We start from the raw sequence: 21,406 nt of genomic DNA on the forward strand, positions 1-21,406 counted from the left end.
TTAGGACATTATGCGTTTAAGCAGCTTAAAATTGTCTGGCTTTAAATCTTTTGCCGACAGCACGACATTACAATTCAAAGAGAACCGTACTGCGGTAGTGGGACCTAATGGCTGTGGTAAATCCAATGTGATTGATGCCATTCGTTGGGTCATGGGTGAATCAAGCGCACGTCAGTTACGTGGCGGAACTATGCAAGATGTCATTTTTACAGGAACGGCAAAACGTAAACCTGTTGGTATGGCAAGTGTAGAACTACGCTTTGAAAATACCTATGGCAAGCTCGGAGGGGCGTATAATGCCTATAGTGAATTGGCTGTACGCCGTCAGGTCAACCGTGATGGAAAATCTGAATACTTTCTTAATGGAACGAAGTGCCGTCGCCGTGATATTACCGATATTTTCTTAGGGACAGGCTTAGGTCCTCGTTCCTATGCCATTATTGAGCAGGGTATGATTAACCGCTTGGTTGATGCTAAGCCTGAAGAAATGCGGATATATATTGAGGAAGCTGCAGGCGTATCACGTTATCAGGCGCGTCGCCGTGAAACTTTACAACATTTAGAGCATACGACACAGAATCTTGAGCGTTTAGAAGATATTGCCTCTGAATTGAAAGGACAGTTAAAAACACTCAAGCGTCAATCTGAAAATGCGGTTCAATACAAAACACTTGAAAATGAAGTTCGAACTTTAAAAATAGAAATTTTATCTTTCCAATGTGAACAAAGTAGCCGTTTACAAGAAGAATATACCGTTCAAATGAATGAACTTGGTGAACATTTCAAACTCGTGCGCTCGGACATGACTACACTTGAGCATGATTTGACATCGACAAGTGAATTATTTCAACGTCTGATTCAACAATCGACACCTTTGCAAAATGAATGGCAACATGCGGAAAAGAAACTCGCTGAATTAAAAATGATGCTTGAGCAAAAACAAGCATTGTTGAATCAAAATACTGAATCTTTAGCAAAGCTCGAAACACAAAAAATTCAAACCAAAGAACGTATTCAGCTCATTGAATTACAGCTCGATACCTTACAGGCACAGTTAAATGAATATGCTGAAAACTTACAAAGTGCCGAAGCCGATAGTCAACAGCGTGTGCAAGTCTTTGCTGATTTAAAAGCGCAACAACTACAAACGCAACAACAATATGAACTGATTAAAATTCAGGTTGAAAAACAGCAACAGCAAAAAGCTCAGATGCAAGCGCAAATGGAGCAACTGAGTAAAAATGTTCAACGTATAGAGCAGCAAAAAGACACCTTAAAAGTTCAAGCTGAACAGGTACAAAAGCAGTTTATGACGGAGGATTTGAGTCAACTTGAACAAGATCAATCCAAAGCTCAGTGTGAAATTGTACAGTTAGAGCAAAACATTGCTCTAACAAAAACTCGTATTGAGCAAACGCAAGAACACGTCAATCTACAAAAAGTACAAATTTCAGCACTAAAGTCTGAAATTCAAGTGTTACAGTCTGAGCAGAAAAATCTCAATCAGCTCTTGGCGAAAAGTGCAGTCAAAACATCAGAAAATGCTCTACAACTCATGCACGTTTTAAAACTCAATGAGCAGGGTAAAGCACAAGCGAGTTTGGTTGAAAAGCTCCTTGCAAAATGGCTGTCTGCAGATATTGTTGATACAAATTCTGATTTTCAAGACAGTCTTGCTCGTCAGTTAAAAAGCTCAATTTCAAAGGATAAAATCCAAATCAATGGATTATCTTGTTTAGCAGATTGGATTGAATCACCTCAATATTCATTGTGGAATCAGGTAGCGATTGCTGAAAACTTAACGCAGGCGTTGAGTTTTCAAAAACAATTAACCGTTGGGCAGAGTCTTCTGACACTCGATGGTTATCATGTCGGTCAAGATTGGGTCATTGGCTTATTCTTCGATGAATCCAGTCAAGCCGCACAAGGCGCATTGAGTCATCGTATTCGTTTAGAAGAAATTGAGCTTGCGCTTATAACTTTATTACCTCAATTGAGTGATGCTGAAGTAGTATTACCTTCAATACAACATCAGTTGGCTGAATTACAGAAGCAGATCCAAGCAGATCAAACAGCTTTAAAAACACAGCAAAATATTCAACAGCAAGTAAATGTGCAAATCGCTAAACAACAAAGTGCAACGCAGGCATTTGAATTGCAAAAAGTTCAGCTCAATAGTCAGTTACAACAACTTGATGAGCAACTTGAAGAAGATGCCATGCAGAAAGATGATCTTGAAATTGATCTACATTCATTGAGCATGAAGCTAGAACAGCATTTACCTGAATATAAAACTTTGCAATATAAGCTTGACGAGCTTAATGAACAGGTTGAAGAACAACAGCAACAATTACAGCATAAACAGCAAGATGTGGAAGCATCAAGGCGTATGGCTGAGCAAAATAAGCAACAGATTGAATTGCTTGATAAAGATTTGAATTTTTCTAAAGTGAGCTATCAGCAGATTGTGCAGCAAATGGAACAGGCTCATCAATTTGTTGATCCGATACAACTCGAGTTGCCAAGCCTAGAGCGTCAGTATGCTGAGCAAGCTGAGCAAGCGGAAAAGTTGCAAAAAACTTGGGCAGATTGGCAAGTTGAATTGAATAATGTTCAGTCAAAACAACAACAGTTAACCGAACTGCGTCTGTTACATCAACAAAATGATGAGCAACTACGTACCCAACTCGAAGCAAAGCGCTTAGCATGGCAGTCAGCGAAGTCTGATTTACAGCATTATTCTGATCAGCTCAAAGAGATGAATGCTGAGATAAAATCAGGATTGATCATTGATTTACCTACGCATCAACAAAACTTTGAAAAAGCTCAGCGTCAGTTTGAAAAATTGGGTGCGGTCAATTTGGCGGCTTCAGAAGAGTATGAAGACGTGTCAAAGCGTTTTGATGAATTGATGCATCAAATTCATGATTTAGAAAATACAGTGGAGCAACTGAGAGATGCTATGAAGAGCATTGATCAGGAAACTCGTAAATTATTTATGACCACGTTTGATCAGGTCAATGCAGAACTGCAAAATCTGTTTCCAAAAGTCTTTAATGGTGGTGAAGCAACATTAAGTCTTGAAGATGATTGGCAATCGGGTGTACGTTTAATGGCTCGTCCACCGGGCAAGAAAAATAGTTCATTGGCATTGCTGTCGGGCGGTGAAAAAGCATTGACGGCATTGGCATTGGTTTTTGCAATTTTCCGTTTAAATCCTGCACCATTTTGTGTGCTTGATGAAGTTGATGCGCCACTTGATGATGCGAACGTTGGGCGTTTTTGTAATCTTGTAAAAGAATTGTCGGAGCAGGTGCAATTCATTTACATTACACATAATAAAGTTGCTATGACCATGGCAACCGATTTATTGGGTGTGACGATGCCTGAACCGGGCACATCAAAACTCGTCACAGTGAATTTGGAAGAGGCAAGAGAGTACGGTTTAGCCGCGGAGTCCTAGTATGGAAATCACAACAATTATTGGCATTGTCCTTGCGGTTATTATCTGCCTTGTGGGTTTGATTATGATGTTGCGTAAGTCAGATGATGCAGCGCCATCGCTTGATTCAGCATTGCATATTAATGAAGACAGCAATCAGCCAGTCATTCCACGCCATGTACGTGATCAGTTGCGTAGCTCGACAGAAACAGAACGTGTCGAGCCAAATTTAACGATACTTGAAGATGTTGATGTTAACGCATCTTCAACTGAAAAAGCTGAACCAAAACCGACTGAGGCAAAGCAAACTGAAGTAAAGCCAACTGAAACAGTGACTGCGGAAGTGACTGAAGAAAATATCACAGCACATATTGATCAAGCGGATGATACAACTAAGCTGAAAATTGAAAAGGTTGAGCCAACACTTGATTTACAGACGGCTTCTGTTGTGGAAAAAACTGAAACGTCCAATCAAGAAGATATAACAAAAACTGATACGGCGACATCGACATATGTGACGAAACCGCAAGTTGAAGCCATTGAAGCATTCACACCGAATACACAGGTTGAAACTGTAAAAATTCAAGAATTTGAAGATGAAAGCAGTATTCTTGATGTACATTTGAGTGAGCAACAACGCCAAGATGATCAAAGTATTTTGGCAAATGCTGAGAGAATTATTGGCTTAAATGTTTATCCTGATCCACGTCGTGCCTTGTCAGGTGATAAAACCCTGAAAGTAATGATGAAATATGGTTTACGCTTTGGTGAAATGAAGTGTTTTCACCGCTATGAAGACCCTGAAAATGAAAGTTCATTGATGTTTTCAGTATTACGTATTATTGACTCAACACCAGCCGGCTTTGATTTAGAAGCCTTGTCTATGGAACAGGTACAAGGTTTGGCATTCTTCCTTGCTTTGCCACATCCTGATGTGCAAAAAGGTTTTGATACCATGGTGAGCATTGCAGGTTTAATTGCTCGTGAGATTGATGGGACGGTTTATGATGAAAATAATCTGGAATTTACCCCACAGTTAAAAGAACACTGGCGTCATCAAGCCATTGATTTTCGTTCAGGACAAGCGGTCTGATCATCAGATCAAATGCTGATATTATTTTGAGACTGATTTAAAATGAAATGGGCGGAATTATCCGCCCATTTATTATGGTAAAAGAGTTTTGGTGAAAGAATTTATGGAAAAAAATGCGATCGTCGCTCAAATGCGTCAATTGATTCAAGTCCTTGCACAACATAATCATGCGTATTATGTGATGGATCAACCGAGCATAGAAGACAGTGAGTATGATCAGCTCTTTCATCAACTTAAAAGTCTAGAACAACAATATCCAGATCTGATACAACCCGATTCGCCTGTTAGTCGTGTAGGCGGAAAGCCATTATCAAAGTTTGAAAATATTACCCATACTGTGCCCATGCTGTCTTTGGGTAATGTCTTTAATCAAGATGAGTTGTTTGCTTTTGCGCGTCGTATAGAAGAGCGTTTGCCGAATCAAAAAATTGAATATGATGTAGAACTTAAATTTGATGGTTTAGCGATTTCACTGTGGTACGAAAACGGTATATTGATTCGTGGCGTGACCCGTGGTGATGGTGAAACAGGGGAAGTAATTACGCAAAATGTGAAAACAATTCGTAATTTACCGAAGGTTTTAAGTTCTGAAACAATAGAAATTCCGACATTGCTTGAAGTGCGTGGCGAAGTACTAATGCCAAAAGCAGGTTTTGAAAAACTGAATGCAGAAAATGAAGCGAAAGGTGAAAAGACCTTTGCAAATCCACGTAATGCAGCAGCAGGTAGCCTACGTCAGCTTGATCCTAATGTTGCAGCCTCACGTCCTTTAGCCTTCTATGCCTATGGTATTGCACAATGTGAACCACCTCATGGGCAAAATACCATGTCTGAAAGTTTGGAGTGGTTAACGCAGTTCGGTTTTGCGGTGGGTGAGCGTCATTTTGTTTGTCAATCTATTGAAGAAGTTCAAGAAAAGTATGAGCAAATCAATCAAGAACGTCCAAATTTATTGGTTGAAATTGATGGTATGGTTGTTAAAGTCAACGACTTGAAACAACAGCAACAATTGGGTTTTTTAAGTCGCGAGCCACGTTGGGCAACGGCTTATAAATTCCCTGCTGTAGCAGCTTTAACCACAGTTGACAATATTGATTGGCAAGTGGGGCGTACAGGAACATTAACGCCTGTTGCACGTTTAAACCCTGTTGCTGTGGGTGGTGTTACTGTTTCTAACGTAACTTTACATAACATTGGTGAAATTCACCGTTTAGATGTTCGTGTCGGCGATACAGTTAGTGTTTACCGCAGTGGTGATGTGATTCCGAAAGTGGAAAAAGTTTGGCTAGAGTTTCGTCCGAATGATACGGTTGAAGTACATTTACCTGAAAACTGTCCTGTTTGTGCTTCGCCTGTCGTAATGCCAGAAGGTGAAGCTTTAGCACGTTGTTCTGGTGGATTGTATTGTTCAGCACAGCGTATTGAGGCGATTCGCCATTTTGTTTCACGTAAAGCGATGGATATTGAAGGTTTGGGAGATCGATGGGCGGAATCATTATTACATTTAGATTTACTCAATGATGTGGCGGATATTTATCATTTACATGAGCATCGTGAAAAATTATTGACCATTGAGAAAATGGGCGAGAAGTCGGTTCAAAACTTGATTGATTCGATTGAAAACAGTAAAAAAACGACACTAGCTTCTTTTATTTATGCGCTTGGAATTCGTGGTGTTGGTGAAACTACAGCACGTATGTTAGCTAATACTTTTCAAACTTTGGAGGCTCTTCGTCAAGCGGATTTAGAAGCCTTAAAGAAAACACCTGATGTTGGTGATATTACGGCTGAATGGATTGTGGACTTTTTTCAAGCACCACATAACCTTGAAGTGGTAGATCGCTTACTTGCAGCAGGAATTCATTGGGATGCACCTGTCGCACCGAGCCGTCAGCCACTAAATGGTGAGAGTTGGGTAGTCACAGGCACACTCAGTACCATGGGACGTGATGAAGCAACTCAATTGCTCCAAGCCTTGGGTGCACGTGTTAGTGGTAGTGTGTCGAGTAAAACTAAATGTGTTGTTGCAGGTGAAAAAGCAGGCTCTAAATTAGAGAAGGCTGAAAAATTGAATATTCCTGTTTTAAATGAACAGCAATTTTTAGAATTCTTACAACAATTTTCTGCATAATTGATTTACTTGAATATGTAGACTATTGATCATAAAAAACCACTGTTTAACAGTGGTTTTTTATTGGGTTTCATTCAAGGATTATTTGGAAGTTATTTGAGAAAAATAAACCTCTTCACCAAACCATCATTGATCATTTGTTGGAAATGTTCAACCAAACTCACTTCAATGTCGCGATAGGTCATACCTAATTCTTTTCGACTTTTATTGGCATTAAAGAATATAGGATAACCCATATTTTTATCGACAAATGCACGGCTAAAACCAATTATGGGGCCAAAGGCTTTAAACGCAATTTTTGGCAATTGATTACGTGGAAATGGATAAGCATTGCCAAAATTTTTGCGTAGAATTCCACCCATTTCCATGAGGCTGAGTGACCCCCCACTAATGATGTAGCGCCCCGAAGCTGTGGTACTCAATGCAGCAGCAATATGGGCATCAGCAACATCACGAACATCAACAATACCATTCCACATGGCAGGTACGCCCGCAAGCGTCATGCCATTGGCAAACTGTTGTAAAACTTCAACGCTTCCTGACTGTGTACCAGCTGTAAGTGAAGGGCCAAGTACAAGCGCAGGGTTAATACAGATTAAATCCCAACGATCTTGAGCTTTTGCCATGTCCCAGGCTTTACGTTCAGCCATGACTTTTGAATAAGGATAAGGCTGATGTGTTGTTGAACTAGTCGTATTCCAATGTGATTCATCAAAAATATTTTGTGAAGTTTGTAAAATATCAACCGCATCACCATAAGTTGAAGCAATACTAGACGTCACGATCACACGCTTCACCGACGCCGTTTGATTGACACTATTCAGCACATTTTCAGTGCCTATAATGGCAGGTTCAATAATGTCTTTGATTGCATCTTTATAATTGGTCACGACAAAAGGCGAAGCCATATGTAAGACAATTTCACAGCCTTGCATTGCGGTATCAAAAGAGCCTTCAGTAAGTAAATTTGCCTCAAAAAATTTGAGCGTGCCAGAGGTTTGAGCTGCAATTTTTTCTAAATGTTGATAGCTCGTTTTTTTTGCCAAGCTACGAACCGTTCCATGTACCGTGAAACCTTGTTCGAGTAATTTTTGAATCACCCAACTTGCAATATAACCTGTCGCACCTGTAACCAAAATGGGTGCAGTGGTGTTTCCCTCTGACATGATATGTTCCTTTTATTCTAAGTGGTGAAGCTCAAAGTGATTAAGATCAAATATATAAAGATCATCGTACTTTATGATCATGTAAATTCTAACATTAACGCATGTGAGAACGTATGCGTTTAAAGTGAATAAATTATGTCGTTGTAGTCAGCTATTTTAATGCTGAATAAGAAGCATTGTGAATAGTTACAAAAATGAATCAATATGAATTTTTTAAAAATAAATAGAGTTAACGGTTCGAAGATTTCGCAAAGGTTTATTTTATATATGGAAAATAGCTAATTCATACTGCAAATGCGTATGTTTCTCATTTTAATTTTATAAAAATCATAAACTTATAAATTTATTGTTTTGCAATATCGATCAAAATTGTCCATAATGCTGAAAAAGGGTATGGAGTATTTGAAATGCGTGGCAATCCAGAAGTTGTAGATTATCTAAATATGTTGATCGGTGGTGAACTGGCTGCTCGTGATCAATATTTAATTCATTCTCGTATGTATGAAGATTGGGGTTTATCTAAAATCTTTGAACGTATTGACCACGAAAGTCAGGAAGAAGGTGCGCACGCAGATGCATTGATTCGCCGTGTGTTGTTTCTTGAAGGAACGCCAAATATGGATCGTGATGGTATTGAAGTTGGTACAGATGTTGTGAGCTGTTTAAAAGCAGATCTTGCACTTGAATATCATGTCCGTGAAAAATTGGCGCAGGGTGTCAAATTGTGTGAAGAAAAGGCAGATTACATTACTCGTGATATGCTTCGTCAGCAAATGTCTGATACAGAAGAAGATCATACTTATTGGCTTGAAAAGCAAATGCGTTTGATCGAGTTAATTGGTTTGCAAAATTATATTCAGTCACAAATGTAAGTTGTGTTGAATTTAAAAAAGCTCAGATAAATCTGAGTTTTTTTATGTCTAAATTTTTAACTCAAATGTGAATATCAGTCTAAGTTATAAAATAAAAAAAGCCTAGCAGTAATACTAGGCGGGAAAACTGAAAATACTAAAATCTATTCAGTCAGTGTTCAAAAATTAATGATAACCATGTAATTGGCGATATAGACCTGGCGTTACACCAGTCCATTTTTTAAATGCGCGGTGGAAGGTACTAGTTTCACTAAAGCCAACCTGTTGTGCAACATCTTCAAGAGTTAGATCAGGATTGAGCAATAAGTGAATGGCTGCATCACGGCGTAAAGCATCTTTCACACCTTGATAACTCTTACCTTCAGCGGCTAAACGACGACGCAAGGTTTGTGGTGATAAATACAGCATCGAGGCTACATCATTCAATGTTGGCATTTCTTCACCAATTTGACTTTTCAATACTTCACGAATACGTGAGGTCAATGAATTGGTATTTTTGAATTTCACCAATAATTGTGCAGGTGCTGCTTTTAAGAATTCTTCCAAACTTGCTTCATTTTGACGAATCGGCAAATCAAGGTAGTCAGCAGCAAAGGTGATTTCAGTGCGTGGCATATCGAACTGCATGACGGGTGCAAAGAAGAGTGCATCGTACTCATCGGCATGATTTGGACGTGGATAGCCAAAATGTACACGCTCAAGTGGAATACGGCGCTCAATGAGCCAAGAAGCTAAACCGTGCCAAATCATGAGCATACTTTCAGTAATAAAATGATCTGGATCTAATGTTTTTGGAATGAGTGGAACTAAGCGAGCTTCGTGTTTGTCACGCTCGACAGACACCGACCATTCATCGCCAAATAATTTGTAAAATTGTGATGAAAGCTCTAAGGCTTCACCCAAAGTTTTAGCATGGATAATCAGCTGACACATAATGGCGAAAGAGCCAAGTCGACGGGGTTGAATATCAAACCCAACGTGCTCATCCTGAGTCACCATCCACAGCATTTTAATGAAACGGGTATATTGTTCAGGAGAAATACGTGCTTTAGGCTGACGAAGGAGTTCAGCTTCAATTCCGACGTGCGAAAGTAAAGTTTCGACATCCATGCCAAGGCGTTTAACCCCAGTCAGCGCCGCATTGACAAAATGGATACTGATCGTATCACGACTCATGTTAAATCCTTCAGTCTCTTTGATGTTCACGTATACCTGACCTAAATGACGCTAAAAAAAATATAAATAGCAATTTACAACAGCGTAAATCTACTTTTTACATAATAAATTGCCGAAATGATCAAGGTAAATGGCTGAACATGACATTGTTATGTTAGTTTTATATTTCTAATATGACATAAAAATCAACCTTAAATTGGTAAAAATAATATGACAGCTGCTTTGAAAGGATTGAAAGTACTCGACTTTTCTACATTATTGCCAGGTCCATTTGCGACCATGTATCTTGCAGACTTGGGTGCAGAAGTGATCCATATCGAGTCACCGACTCGTCCTGACTTGGTTCGTTTACTGCCACCTTACGCCAATGGGCAGGCAACTTCACACAGTTATTTAAATCGTAATAAGCAATCGATTGCACTCGACTTAAAAGATCCTAAAAGTATTGAATTGATTAAACAGAAAATTTCGGAATATGACATTGTCGTTGAACAATTTCGTCCAGGTGTCATGCAACGTCTCGGCTTGGATTATCATACTTTGGCGGAAATTAACCCTAAATTGATTTACTGCTCGATTACAGGTTACGGGCAAAGTGGTCACTATAAAAATAAAGCAGGGCATGACATTAACTACATTTCACTGTCAGGGATCGCAGGGCACAGTGGTCGTCAAGACAGTGGTCCACCACCAATGGGCATCCAAATTGCTGATGTTGCAGGTGGTTCACTACATGCAGTCATTGGCATTATGGCGGCAGTTATTGAACGTCAAACCAGTGGTTTAGGACAGTATGTAGACATTTCTATGACAGATTGTGTTGTGAGTATGAATAACATGGCAGCTTCAGCAAGTCTTGCAGGAGGACAACATCAGCAAGTGGAAGGTGAACATTTAAATGGTGGTACATTCTACGATTATTATGAAACTATTGATGGTCGATATATCTCAATTGGAAGTTTAGAACCGCAGTTTATGAGTGGTTTAGCGACTGCACTAGAATTGCCAATTTTGCTCGAAAAAGGAGCTTCGTTTGATACTGAAGATCGTAAAATTGTGAAGAAAGCACTACGAGAAAAAATAAAATCGGAGTCGTTTGATGTTTGGAAATCGTTATTTGCCCAACTTGATGTTTGTGTAGAACCTGTCTTAAAACTTGAAGAAGCATTGGATTCAGCTTTGGCGAGAGAGCGAGAATGGGTCGTGAATGTGCCCTTAACTAGAGAGAGTGATGCGACTGAACCACAGTTGGCATTGCCAATTAAATTTTCACGTTCAAAAAGTCGTTACGACTTTATTGGTCAGCCATTAGGTGCAGGTGAATGGTAATACTCTTTTATTACCTAGTGTGAAAAGTGATAAATAAATGGAAAGTCGGCATTCGTCGACTTTTTTTATTGCGATAAAAATACAACTTGAGCGTTATTGAATTGATAAATATATTGATATTTTGGTCTATTTTATGAATTAAATTGTTTATATACCTTTGTTTTTAATGTGGTTTGGCTTTGAATTTTATGTACAAATATTGCACTTTTTGTGGAAAATAGGTCATAATTAAATCATCGACTAAAGTCTATATTTAAACAGTGACCACGGATGGAAAGGTTGGAATGGATTTAATACAAAGCAATGGTCAACCTCGTTATGGACGTTTTGAGCAGATTCCAACATCAATTGATGTGAATCGCTATGAATACAAAACGCCGTATGGAAAAACGCTTAAAGGATGGCGTAAACAGTTAAAATATAAAAAATTTAAATTTTGTGGTATTCAACATGCAGAATATACCATTGGCGTGGCTATTGCAGATATTGGTTGGGCAGGGCATGGGTTTATTTATGTCTATAATCATGAAACCCAAGAAGTACTTGAGTGGAATGCCAATACGATTTTAGGTCGAGGTACAACGGTTGATGAGCAACCACTTTTTAGTCAAAGTCACTTTTTAAAATCGCCATTCGAACTTGAAATGCAACATGCCAATGGTGTGCGTTATATCACTGTAAAAAAGCATGGTGAAGTACAACTGAAAGCTCGAATTTTCTGTGCAGGGATATCACCGCTAAGTTTATGTAGTCCAAATGGTATTAATGGTTGGACGTATACACAGAAAAAAACCACATTGGCTGTGGAAGGTTTTTTTATTAATAAGAAGAAACAAAATATTGAATTTAATGAAAAGAGCTTTGCTTCATTAGATGATACTTGTGGTTTTTTACGACCTGAAACAGCATGGTTTTGGTTATCATGTAATTTTTGGGATGCCAATGGTCAGCGTGTCGGACTGAATTTGGCGTCAGGGGTGAACGAAAGTTTTGGTAATGAAAACTGCTTATGGGTCAATGGTGCTTTGTATGCTGTTGCAGATGTATTATTTGTAAAACAAGATAATCAACATTGGACAATCACTTCGCTCGATCAAAAACTAAACTTGACCATTGAAACAGGATGGCGCCGTTTTGAGAGTTTAAATCTACGTTTGGTTGGTAGTCAATTTAGTCAATGGCAGTCGCGAGTGAGTGGGACAATTCAAACTGAACAAGGTGAAATAATTCATTTAAATCGTGAATATGGTTTACTCGAACAACACTATGCAAAATGGTGAGTCAATAAGATGATCTATGTAAATCTACCAATCATTTTTGAAGAATATTAAATAAAACATGTAAAAAAGGCGAGTGTTATTTACATTCGCCTTTTTTTGCATCCGTCATTTTAGAATGAACTCAAGTCATCTCTGCCATTATAAAGCCGCTTGCCAAAAAGCCTCACCAGCGGCAATAGGATCATCGGTTTCAGCCAAAGCATCAATCCACGTTTGGTATTGGCGAATGACAGGATGTTGACTCGGATGAAAGTCTGCTTTAAACCAATCTTTATAAGATGAGCTCATTGCGCTGAGCGTACCTTTTTGACCAAAGAACCATGGCAAACCTTGGATTGCAAATTTTGCACGTTCTAAGCGATTAAAGCCATCATGCTTGAGCATGACATTGGCACGGTAAAATGTGAATCCAAACATTTGGATGGTGATAAAAGTCAGTGCAAATTTACGTAAACGTTCAGAAACTTCTCCAACCTCTTGCATGACATCAAAAGCCACATCACGATGCTCCATTTCTTCAATCGCATGCCAAGCAAAAAGCGCACGAACATAAGGATGGACATCTATAAGCGTTTCTTTCTTACTATAAAATGTTTCCGCCATCAGTGCTGTCAAATGTTCTGCGGCAGCGGTCATAGCAATGTTGTATTGCTTTGAGCGATTTTTAATTAGATAAGAAAATCGATCATCCATAAATTTTACAAAGTCATCGACAGGCATGCCTTGCTTTTTCATTTCATTATTCATACGGTCATGGGTAAGACCGTGTTGCGCTTCTTGTTGAATAAAATCGGTGACTTTTTGTTGTAATTCATTATCTGTTATGCGGTCACGTAAGGCACGAACACTTTGAATAAAATAACGCTCACCGACAGGGAAAGTCAGACTTAAAGCATCAAACATACGCGTGCGGAATGGGTCTCCCCCAAACCAAAAGCGAGGAATTTGATCGAGTTTGAAGTCGAGGTTCTTACGCACGACAGGATCGACTTGATGTTGAAGATAAGCATTCATGATTCTTTCCTATTTTTATATTTTTCAGTTTGATCAACTTGATGAAAATGACCAATTAATTACTTAAACCTGCTTGCCAAAATGCTTCACCTGCTGCAATCGGATCGTTGGTTATTGCTAAAGTGTCAATCCAAACTTGATACTGTGCAATGATTGGGTGCTGACTTGGGTGGAACATTGGCTTATACCAATCCATATAGGCAGAGCGCATACGTGTCAGCATGCCCTTTTTCCCGACAAACCACGGTAAGCCTGTATACGCCATTTTTAAGCGCTCCATAGGTGTAAATCCATCGGCGCGTAACATGACATTGGCGCGGTAAGAGGTAAATCCAAGCATCGCAACTGTGGTCAGTGCGAGGCTAAATTTACGAATATGCTCAGGGACTTCACCGACTTGTTGCATAACATCAAAAGCTACATCACGATGTTCCATTTCTTCAATAGAATGCCATGCAAGTAGAGCACGGACATAGGGATGAGCATCTGCAAGTGTTTCTTGATGACTATAAAAAGTATCTGCCATGAGTGCTGTAAGATGCTCTGCTGCAGCGGTCATAGCAATATTGTATTGTGGAGAACGGTTCTTAATTTCGGACTTAAATAAACGGGTTAAAAAGCTGATGAATTGATCAATGGGCATACCTTGATTACGCATAACCTGATTCATTTTGTCATGTGCCATACCGTGTTGCGCTTCTTGACGAATAAAATCGGCAACACGTTGTTGTAAATCTGGATCTTGAATCTTGTTGCGGAACAGGCGTACAGATTCAATGAAATAACGTTCACCATCTGGGAAGGTTAAGCTGAGTGCGTCAAACATACGAGTGCGAAATGGATCTCCACCAAACCAAAAGCGAGGAATTTCATCGAGTTTAAAGTCGAGCTGGGTGCGAACTACAGGTTCAGCTTGATATTTCACTAATGCATTCATTTTATTTTACTGGCATAGCTAGAATGATTTCAGTATGTCGGGCTTTTACAATTTTGTTTTGACAGTGTCTGCTATTTTTTATACATTTTACGACAGAATGAAAATTGAACATGTCAAAATAACATTATTGTATGAGTGTTGGTGTATGCAGGACTTACATATTCCCAATGGGTATTTCCATCTTTGGCAATTGTATTTGTTAGAGCAGGGTATAGATGCGCTGAACGCAGATTTTTTACACGATGATCATGAAAATTTACAACGGATTTTGAACCTACCCATAGATGCTCAATCACCGTATTTATTTTTTCATCAATTGATTGAGAAAACACGAATTATATTGAATCGTCCAAATATCGTCTTTGATATGGCAGAGCATGTACGACCTGAACATTTTGGAGTTTTGGGCTATATGGCTTCACGTAGTACTACGGTTGCCGAGGCATTACAAAATATATTACGTTTCAGTCGTTTAGTGATAGATGGTGATCACATCATTCCGATGAAAATGCATCATTATGGACATAATGTGCATATGGTTTGGCCATTTCATCATGAAAAATACATATTACTCAATGAGTTGACCACAGCATTGATGATGTATTTAGCAAGAAAAATAGTGCCTGAAGATCAGTTTCCTTTACGCAGTGTACATTTTGCTCATCCGCCACAAATGGCAATGTATCATTATCAAAAATTTTATGCTTGTGAAGTATTGTTTCATCAAAGTGAATACTGTTTTGTTTTAGATTTAGATGGATTAAACCTGAAAATTCAACAAGCTGATCCACCACTTATGCAAATGTTAGTGCGCCAAGCCGAAGAGGCAATTGCCTCAAAGCCACGTTATGAAACTATTGCCGAACAGTTGCATTTGATTGTGGCAGAGTATTTACGCTTAGAAGAGCAAGCACCGAAAATTGAACAAATCAGTCAAGAGTTGCATATTTCAAGTCGAACACTACAACGACAACTGTCCGACTTGGGTACATCATTTAAAAAAATTATTGAATATGAACGTATGAATCGTTGTGAGCAATTGTTGCAAGATCAGCGACATTTGACCGATATTGCGATGAAGTTGGGTTATTCAGATCAATCTGCATTAGCGAGAGCTTATAAGGCCTATAGTGGACAGACTTTATTGCAGAAAAAACAACAGTTGAAAAATGCCATTAATAGTGGCTAATACTATTGAAAAATAATTCATAAAATTGCTAGGTTGAAATAAAAAGGTGACCCGAAGATCACCTGAATTTTTAGATTAATGCTGTTTACAGCGAAACTGATTTTAATTTTGGAAAACGAAATACAATTGCGAGTACCGCAAAAATGGCTAAAACCCAACAGTAATAAATTGAACCAATCAATTCAACAGGAGATATTTTTGCAATTGAACAGGCTAAAAGTAGCTGAGCACCATAAGGAATAATACCTTGAACGATACAAGAAAAAATGTCCATAAATGCAGCAGCACGCTTAGGATCAACACCATAAGCATGTGCGACCTCTCTTGCCATATCACCCGATAAAATAATTGCAACGGTATTATTTGCCACAAATAAATTGGAAAAAATGACTAAAAAACTAATACCAATTTCACCTGCACGCTGTGTACCGACTTTAAATAAACCAGTTAGGACATAAATGCGCTGAATTAACCATTCTAAGCCACCTTCTTTTTGCATAATGGCAGATAAGCCACCTAAGAGCATTGATAGTAATGCGACTTCAAACATGCTCACAAAGCCATCATAAATCGCCGTATTGAATTTGAGCATGCTAAATTCAGGTGTAGATATTAGTCCTATGATACCTGAGATTAAAACGCCAAGACTCAGTACCGCAAGTACATGCAACCGTGTAAATGCTAAGAAAAAAACCGCAACATAAGGCAAAATTAACCAAATGTTATAAGCTTTATACTCAATGTGTTGTGATGAATGGCTTGAAAATACGTAGATCAATATCGTGATGATTGCAGCAGGTAAGGCAATCCAAATGTTGACTCTAAATTTATCTCGGAGTTCAACATTTAAACTACGAGTTGCAGCAATCGTGGTGTCTGAAATCATCGACAAGTTATCGCCAAACATTGCACCACTCACCACTGCACCAATGGTATAAATTGCGGTTAAATCGGTTGCTTGTGAAAATCCAAAAGCAATGGGTGCACAAGCAGCAATAGTACCCATTGAGGTTCCCATCGCAGTGGCAATAAATGCTGAAATGATAAATAGCATTGGCAAGACAAAGGTTGGTGGAATAATGGATAAGCCAAACTGAACTGTTGCATCGACACTACCAATGGCACTTGAAACACTCGCAAAAGCACCAGCGAACATAAACACCATAAACATCAAAATTAAATTGGGGTGACTTGCACCTTCTAAAAATTGATCAATCGCATGGTTGAGTTTCTTACGGTGTAACAGGACTGCTAAAAGTAAGGCAGGAAGAATCGCCACGGGTGCTTTTAATTGATAAAAAGCAAACTCAGTACCAATGATGGTATGGTAAATACCGCTACCTAAAAAGACAGTCAAAAAAACCATCAATGGTAAAAGTGCAATTGCACGAGCTTGTACCTGATGGTGTGGGAGAGTGGACATAAATAAAAAAATTAAAAGAAAACTCATACAGTATAAACAGCTTTTGCTATTTCTTAAAATCGCTTGATTCAGCTCATGAGTCATGTTTTTTTAGTTATTTATTTGATTTAAAACAAAAATGATGATTATTTTTAAAGTTTTAGCTTAGCTGAAAATAGGAAGCTTTGATCATTGTCCTTAGCACTGAAATAGCGCTAAATAATGTCATTGGGTTGTGGTCTTATTTATGTATAAATACGGCTTTGTATTGTGCTACTGTGACAGACTATTCTTTGTGTAAAAAATAGCGTTACAATTAACATTTAAAATGCAACGACTTGTATTTTTACATTAACTCCTCAAGTTTTAACAATTCAAGGAAAGTACACTGCCATGTCACGTTTAGCCACCCGATTTGCACAGCTTAAATCTCAACAGCGTAAAGCTTTGGTTTCTTATGTGATGGCGGGTGACCCACAACCTCATGTAACCGTTCCATTGTTACATCAGATGGTGGAAGCGGGTGTGGATGTACTCGAATTGGGATTGCCATTTTCAGATCCAATGGCTGATGGCCCCGTGATTGCACTTGCCGCAGAGCGTGCATTGGCTGCTGGCACCAATACCTTCGATGCTTTGAATATGGTCAAAGCCTTTCGTGAAAAAGACACCACAACACCAGTTGTTTTAATGGGCTATTTAAACCCTATTGAAGTAATTGGTTATGAAAAGTTTGTGGCATATGCCCATGACTGTGGTGTCGATGGTGTTCTTCTTGTGGATTTACCCCCCGAAGAAGCAAAAGATTTAGATGTTGTATTGCAAAAATATGATATGAATCAAATCTTCTTGCTTGCACCAACATCGACAGATGAGCGTATTGCACATGTGGTTAAACAGGCATCAGGTTTTATTTACTATGTTTCGTTAAAAGGCGTTACAGGTGCAGCAACATTGGATACCGCTGAAGTGGCAGCACGTATTGAGAAAATCAAAACTTTTACTGATATTCCTGTTGGTGTGGGTTTTGGTATTAACGATGCAGCCTCTGCAAAAGCAGTGGGTGCGGTTGCTGATGCCGTGATTGTCGGAAGTGCGTTTGTTAAGCCATTTGCCAACCTGGCACCCGAGCAAGCCGTTGAGCTAGCGGTGAACAAAGTCAAGGAGCTTCGAGCAGCGCTCGATGAGTTAGTATGAATCAAGAAGTGAAAACAGGGAAAACTCTCAGTCCATCAACGCCATGGACAGATCGTTCGATTCCTGGCATTTTAGCGCCAAATCAACAGCAAACCGTTAAAGCTACGTTTACTGAACCAACGATTGAATGCCCTGAGTGCCATGCACTCGTTACACGCACAGCAATGTCATTTAATGCCTATGTTTGTCCATCATGTGATGAACATTTAAAAATGAAAGCACGTGACCGCTTAAATTGGTTCTTTGACAATGTGACGGCTGAGCTAGGTCAAGAGTTTGTTGTAAAAGATCCATTGCAATTTGTGGACAGTAAACCGTATCCATCGCGTATAAAAGAAGCGCAGGATAAAACTGGTGAAACTGAAGCATTGATTGTGATGCAAGGTCAGTTAAAAAATATTCCGATGGTTGCTTGTGCATTTGAATTCGACTTTATGGCGGGTTCAATGGGTACAGTTGTCGGTGATCGTTTTGTACAAGCAGCAGAAAAAGCCATTGCAACAAAACAACCACTCATCTGTTTTGCAGCTTCAGGTGGTGCACGTATGCAAGAAGGCATGTTGTCTTTGATGCAAATGGCGCGTACATCGGCCGTGATTCAAAAAATGAAAGATGCACGTTTACCGTATATCGTAGTACTCACCAATCCTGTTTATGGTGGCGTAACGGCATCATTGGCAATGTTGGGTGATGTACATTTTGCAGAACCTAAAGCTATGATTGGTTTTGCTGGTAAGCGCGTGATTGAGCAAACAGTACGTGAAAAATTGGAAGAACCATTTCAACGTGCAGAATTTTTGCTTGATCATGGTGTAATCGATCAAATTGTCCATCGTCACGCATTACGTGATACTGTATCTCGTATTGTAGCGAAACTGATGAATTTGCCTTGAATGACACTGCACCATTAAGCAATACACCATCAAATATTGATGATTTACAAACATGGCTCAATTATTGGGGTCATGTTCACGTTACGGGAATCGATTTAGGTTTAGAGCGCGTCATTCCCGTGGCTGAACAACTCGGTGTTATGCGCCCGAATGCTAAAGTCATTACGGTTGCGGGCACCAATGGTAAAGGCTCAACCACGACTACCTTGGCGGCTATTTTAAATGCACAAGGTCTGAGTGTTGGGCTGTATCAATCACCACATATTTATCGGTTTAATGAGCGTGTCAAATTACAAGGTAAAGAAGTTAGCGATCAAACGCTGATTGATGCCTTCGTTCAAGTTGATCAAGCACGCCGTTTCTGTAATTTAACCTTGTCTTTTTTTGAAGCAACCACTTTGGCTGCTTTTGTTATTTTTAAACAGCAGCAATGTGATGTTTGGGTGCTTGAAGTCGGTCTAGGCGGTCGCTTAGATGTGGTCAATGTAATTGATCCAGATGTTGCTGTGATTACCAATATTGGGCTTGATCATACCGATTGGCTCGGTGACACCATTGAAAAAATTGCATTTGAAAAAGCAGGAATTATTCGTTCAAATATTCCAGTGATTTTTGGTGGTCAGCAAGATATTCCGCAAGCTATTCAAAACAAAGCGGATGAGAGCCAAGCAACACTGTATGCCATTCACCGTGATTATTTTTATAAAGATTCGGAAGACGGTCAAACTTGGAATTTTGCAAGCTCAGGTACAACACTCAAATTGCCTCTAGGCACACTCGCACTTGAAAACATTTCGACCGCAGTCGCAGCAATTTTGGTCAGTGGATTAAATATTTCTCAACAAGCGATTGCACAAGGCATTGTAAATGCGAAGCTACAAGGGCGGTTTGAAGTTCGTCAAATTCAAAATAAAACAGTGATTTTTGATGCCGGACATAATCCGCATGGTGTAGATTTTTTGTTAAAGCAATTGCGAAAATTCTTAGAATACAATAAACAGTACACAGAAGTGATTGCAGTTTTTTCAATGTTGGCAGATAAAGATATTCAATCTGTTGTAGAGTCATTGAAAAACACCGTCAAAATGTGGAAAATTGCGCCAATGACTGTGCCTCGAGCCGCGCCATTGCAACAATTAGAAACAGCGTTGGTCGGTGAAGCAGTTCAACAATTTAATAATGTACAAGCAGCATTTCAGTCAGCCATTGAAGAGACAAAAAATAATCAGCTGATACTGGTGTGCGGTTCGTTTCATACTTTGGAAGCGGTCTGGGAGTATCTGGAAGAATGTCAATGAATAACAAACAACGCTGGATGGGTGGTGTTGTTTTATTGGGTGGTGGCGTTTTATTGGCAGCATTGCTTTTAAAAGGTCAAGAAGAGATTCACCAGAAACAAACACAGACAGTACCAACAGGACAGACTCAGAAAACAAATCAAGTTGCACCTGTGGGTGAAGCTGTTCAGTTGCAACCTTTAACTGTAGATGTCGCAACTGAAAAGCGTTTGCTTGAAGAGCAGAAACGTTCACGTGAGCGTGCAGTTGCAGAGCAAGAAGCTAAAGCAGCAGAATTTTTACGTATGCAACAGCAAGCAGAAGCAGATGCGGCGCGTAAAGCAGCGGAAGAATATGCAGCAATGAATGCACGTCGTAATGCTACGGCTGTTCGTGAGGGTACAGATTTACCACCTGAAATGACTCAAGATGATAAAACCAAAGCACAACAAAAAATAGATGATCAAAAAAAATTAGAGGCACAGAAAAAGGCCGATACTGAAAAAAAGTTGAATGAGCAGAAGCGTCAAGCGACTGAAGCAGAAAATAAAGCTGCAGAGGAAAAGAAACGTAAGGCTCAGGAAGATGCTAAGAAAAAAGCAGATGCCGATAAAAAGGCTGAAGCAATGAAAAAAGTAGAAGCTGATCGTAAAAAAGCGGCTGACGAAATAAAGCGTAAAGAGCAAGAAGCAGCAAAAAAGAAAGCGGAAGCTGAGAAAGCCCGTAAGCTATTGGAAGATGGTGACCGTGGTCATAAGCAGTGGATGGTTCAAGTTGCTCTTGCTGCCAATGAAGACAATGCAGATGCCGTAGCTTCAAAGTTACGTGCAAAAGGTTATAAAGTTACGCAAAGTAAAACGTCCAAAGGTATTCGTATTATGGTAGGACCGTCTAAAGACCGTGATGCAGCAGATGTAACACGGAAGAAGATCAATGCAGATGAAAGCTTAGGGATGAAATCTGCATGGATTAATGAATGGACGCCTTTAGATAAACGTTAATATATTT

General features: G+C 39.3%; 16 protein-coding genes. 11 read left to right on the top strand and 5 right to left on the bottom strand.

What is annotated here, in order from left to right:
• Window positions 1-10 precede the first annotated feature (10 nt).
• The 3 genes from smc (at window position 11) to ligA (ending at window position 6,666) form a co-directional block, all read left to right on the top strand.
• The gene (gene smc / locus ACK1JC_RS05715; RefSeq protein WP_409510900.1) at window positions 11-3,463 is read left to right on the top strand and encodes a chromosome segregation protein SMC; all 3,453 of its coding nucleotides are present in this window, start codon (window positions 11-13) and stop codon (window positions 3,461-3,463) included.
• A 1-nt stretch (window position 3,464) separates the two neighbouring features.
• On the top strand, window positions 3,465-4,535 hold the full coding sequence (locus ACK1JC_RS05720; protein WP_409510901.1) for a cell division protein ZipA C-terminal FtsZ-binding domain-containing protein: 1,071 nt from the start codon (window positions 3,465-3,467) through the stop codon (window positions 4,533-4,535).
• A 103-nt stretch (window positions 4,536-4,638) separates the two neighbouring features.
• Window positions 4,639-6,666 carry an NAD-dependent DNA ligase LigA gene (gene ligA, locus ACK1JC_RS05725; RefSeq protein WP_409510902.1) on the top strand — a complete coding sequence of 676 codons (2,028 nt, stop codon included), beginning with the start codon at window positions 4,639-4,641 and terminating at the stop codon, window positions 6,664-6,666.
• 92 nt (window positions 6,667-6,758) lie between these two features.
• Here the strand turns inward: ligA and ACK1JC_RS05730 are convergent, their stop codons facing one another.
• The gene (locus ACK1JC_RS05730; protein WP_409510903.1) at window positions 6,759-7,832 is read right to left on the bottom strand and encodes an SDR family oxidoreductase; all 1,074 of its coding nucleotides are present in this window, start codon (window positions 7,830-7,832) and stop codon (window positions 6,759-6,761) included.
• Between the two features lie 407 nt (window positions 7,833-8,239).
• On the opposite strand from ACK1JC_RS05730, the gene bfr reads away from it, so the two are divergent.
• On the top strand, window positions 8,240-8,704 hold the full coding sequence (bfr, locus tag ACK1JC_RS05735; RefSeq protein ID WP_409510904.1) for a bacterioferritin: 465 nt from the start codon (window positions 8,240-8,242) through the stop codon (window positions 8,702-8,704).
• Window positions 8,705-8,869: 165 nt separating this feature from the next.
• On the opposite strand, the gene ACK1JC_RS05740 is transcribed toward bfr, so the two are convergent.
• Window positions 8,870-9,880, bottom strand: coding sequence for an AraC family transcriptional regulator (locus ACK1JC_RS05740; protein ID WP_409510905.1), 1,011 nt, complete (start codon window positions 9,878-9,880; stop codon window positions 8,870-8,872).
• A 210-nt stretch (window positions 9,881-10,090) separates the two neighbouring features.
• On the opposite strand from ACK1JC_RS05740, the gene ACK1JC_RS05745 reads away from it, so the two are divergent.
• Window positions 10,091-11,209, top strand: a complete 1,119-nt coding sequence (locus tag ACK1JC_RS05745) for a CaiB/BaiF CoA transferase family protein (protein WP_409510906.1) — start codon at window positions 10,091-10,093, stop codon at window positions 11,207-11,209.
• Between the two features lie 284 nt (window positions 11,210-11,493).
• Window positions 11,494-12,489, top strand: a complete 996-nt coding sequence (locus tag ACK1JC_RS05750; protein WP_409510907.1) for a DUF2804 domain-containing protein — start codon at window positions 11,494-11,496, stop codon at window positions 12,487-12,489.
• 138 nt (window positions 12,490-12,627) lie between these two features.
• On the opposite strand, the gene ACK1JC_RS05755 is transcribed toward ACK1JC_RS05750, so the two are convergent.
• Both ACK1JC_RS05755 and ACK1JC_RS05760 read right to left on the bottom strand, forming a co-directional pair.
• Window positions 12,628-13,503, bottom strand: a complete 876-nt coding sequence (locus ACK1JC_RS05755; protein WP_409510908.1) for a metal-dependent hydrolase — start codon at window positions 13,501-13,503, stop codon at window positions 12,628-12,630.
• Between the two features lie 55 nt (window positions 13,504-13,558).
• Window positions 13,559-14,440 (bottom strand): metal-dependent hydrolase, encoded by an 882-nt coding sequence (locus tag ACK1JC_RS05760; protein ID WP_409510909.1) that lies wholly within the window; start codon window positions 14,438-14,440, stop codon window positions 13,559-13,561.
• A gap of 145 nt (window positions 14,441-14,585) precedes the next feature.
• Here ACK1JC_RS05760 and ACK1JC_RS05765 point away from each other — a divergent pair, with 145 nt between their 5' ends.
• Window positions 14,586-15,629, top strand: coding sequence for an AraC family transcriptional regulator ligand-binding domain-containing protein (locus ACK1JC_RS05765; RefSeq protein ID WP_409510910.1), 1,044 nt, complete (start codon window positions 14,586-14,588; stop codon window positions 15,627-15,629).
• 85 nt (window positions 15,630-15,714) lie between these two features.
• Here the strand turns inward: ACK1JC_RS05765 and ACK1JC_RS05770 are convergent, their stop codons facing one another.
• Entirely contained in the window at window positions 15,715-17,052 is a 1,338-nt protein-coding gene (locus ACK1JC_RS05770; protein WP_409510911.1) for a Na+/H+ antiporter NhaC family protein, read from the bottom strand.
• 372 nt (window positions 17,053-17,424) lie between these two features.
• Here ACK1JC_RS05770 and trpA point away from each other — a divergent pair, with 372 nt between their 5' ends.
• From trpA to ACK1JC_RS05790, 4 genes are read left to right on the top strand one after another with little or no spacing between them, the layout of a single operon-like run.
• Window positions 17,425-18,228, top strand: coding sequence for a tryptophan synthase subunit alpha (gene trpA / locus ACK1JC_RS05775; RefSeq protein ID WP_409510912.1), 804 nt, complete (start codon window positions 17,425-17,427; stop codon window positions 18,226-18,228).
• The gene (gene accD, locus ACK1JC_RS05780) at window positions 18,225-19,121 is read left to right on the top strand and encodes an acetyl-CoA carboxylase, carboxyltransferase subunit beta (RefSeq protein WP_409510913.1); all 897 of its coding nucleotides are present in this window, start codon (window positions 18,225-18,227) and stop codon (window positions 19,119-19,121) included. The genes trpA and accD overlap by 4 nt, the downstream gene beginning before the upstream one ends.
• Entirely contained in the window at window positions 19,118-20,419 is a 1,302-nt protein-coding gene (gene folC / locus ACK1JC_RS05785) for a bifunctional tetrahydrofolate synthase/dihydrofolate synthase (RefSeq protein ID WP_409510914.1), read from the top strand. The genes accD and folC overlap by 4 nt, the downstream gene beginning before the upstream one ends.
• Window positions 20,410-21,399: an SPOR domain-containing protein gene (locus ACK1JC_RS05790; RefSeq protein WP_409510915.1), complete on the top strand. Its 990-nt coding sequence runs from the start codon at window positions 20,410-20,412 to the stop codon at window positions 21,397-21,399. Before folC ends, ACK1JC_RS05790 begins: the two co-directional genes overlap by 10 nt.
• Window positions 21,400-21,406 lie beyond the last annotated feature (7 nt).

The sequence above is a fragment of the Acinetobacter sp. TY2 genome, assembly GCF_046269225.1.
Taxonomy (GTDB): Bacteria; Pseudomonadota; Gammaproteobacteria; order Pseudomonadales; family Moraxellaceae; genus Acinetobacter.

Coding starts and splice junctions, on each gene's coding strand:
- ACK1JC_RS05755 (WP_409510908.1), bottom strand. CDS start 13,503: ATGAATGCTTATCTTCAACATCAAGTCGATCCTGTCGTGCGTAAGAAC.
- ACK1JC_RS05790 (WP_409510915.1), top strand. CDS start 20,410: ATGTCAATGAATAACAAACAACGCTGGATGGGTGGTGTTGTTTTATTG.
- bfr (WP_409510904.1), top strand. CDS start 8,240: ATGCGTGGCAATCCAGAAGTTGTAGATTATCTAAATATGTTGATCGGT.
- trpA (WP_409510912.1), top strand. CDS start 17,425: ATGTCACGTTTAGCCACCCGATTTGCACAGCTTAAATCTCAACAGCGT.
- ACK1JC_RS05740 (WP_409510905.1), bottom strand. CDS start 9,880: ATGAGTCGTGATACGATCAGTATCCATTTTGTCAATGCGGCGCTGACT.
- ACK1JC_RS05765 (WP_409510910.1), top strand. CDS start 14,586: ATGCAGGACTTACATATTCCCAATGGGTATTTCCATCTTTGGCAATTG.
- ACK1JC_RS05750 (WP_409510907.1), top strand. CDS start 11,494: ATGGATTTAATACAAAGCAATGGTCAACCTCGTTATGGACGTTTTGAG.
- ACK1JC_RS05730 (WP_409510903.1), bottom strand. CDS start 7,832: ATGTCAGAGGGAAACACCACTGCACCCATTTTGGTTACAGGTGCGACA.
- smc (WP_409510900.1), top strand. CDS start 11: ATGCGTTTAAGCAGCTTAAAATTGTCTGGCTTTAAATCTTTTGCCGAC.
- ACK1JC_RS05745 (WP_409510906.1), top strand. CDS start 10,091: ATGACAGCTGCTTTGAAAGGATTGAAAGTACTCGACTTTTCTACATTA.
- ACK1JC_RS05720 (WP_409510901.1), top strand. CDS start 3,465: ATGGAAATCACAACAATTATTGGCATTGTCCTTGCGGTTATTATCTGC.
- ACK1JC_RS05770 (WP_409510911.1), bottom strand. CDS start 17,052: ATGTCCACTCTCCCACACCATCAGGTACAAGCTCGTGCAATTGCACTT.
- ligA (WP_409510902.1), top strand. CDS start 4,639: ATGGAAAAAAATGCGATCGTCGCTCAAATGCGTCAATTGATTCAAGTC.
- accD (WP_409510913.1), top strand. CDS start 18,225: ATGAATCAAGAAGTGAAAACAGGGAAAACTCTCAGTCCATCAACGCCA.
- ACK1JC_RS05760 (WP_409510909.1), bottom strand. CDS start 14,440: ATGAATGCATTAGTGAAATATCAAGCTGAACCTGTAGTTCGCACCCAG.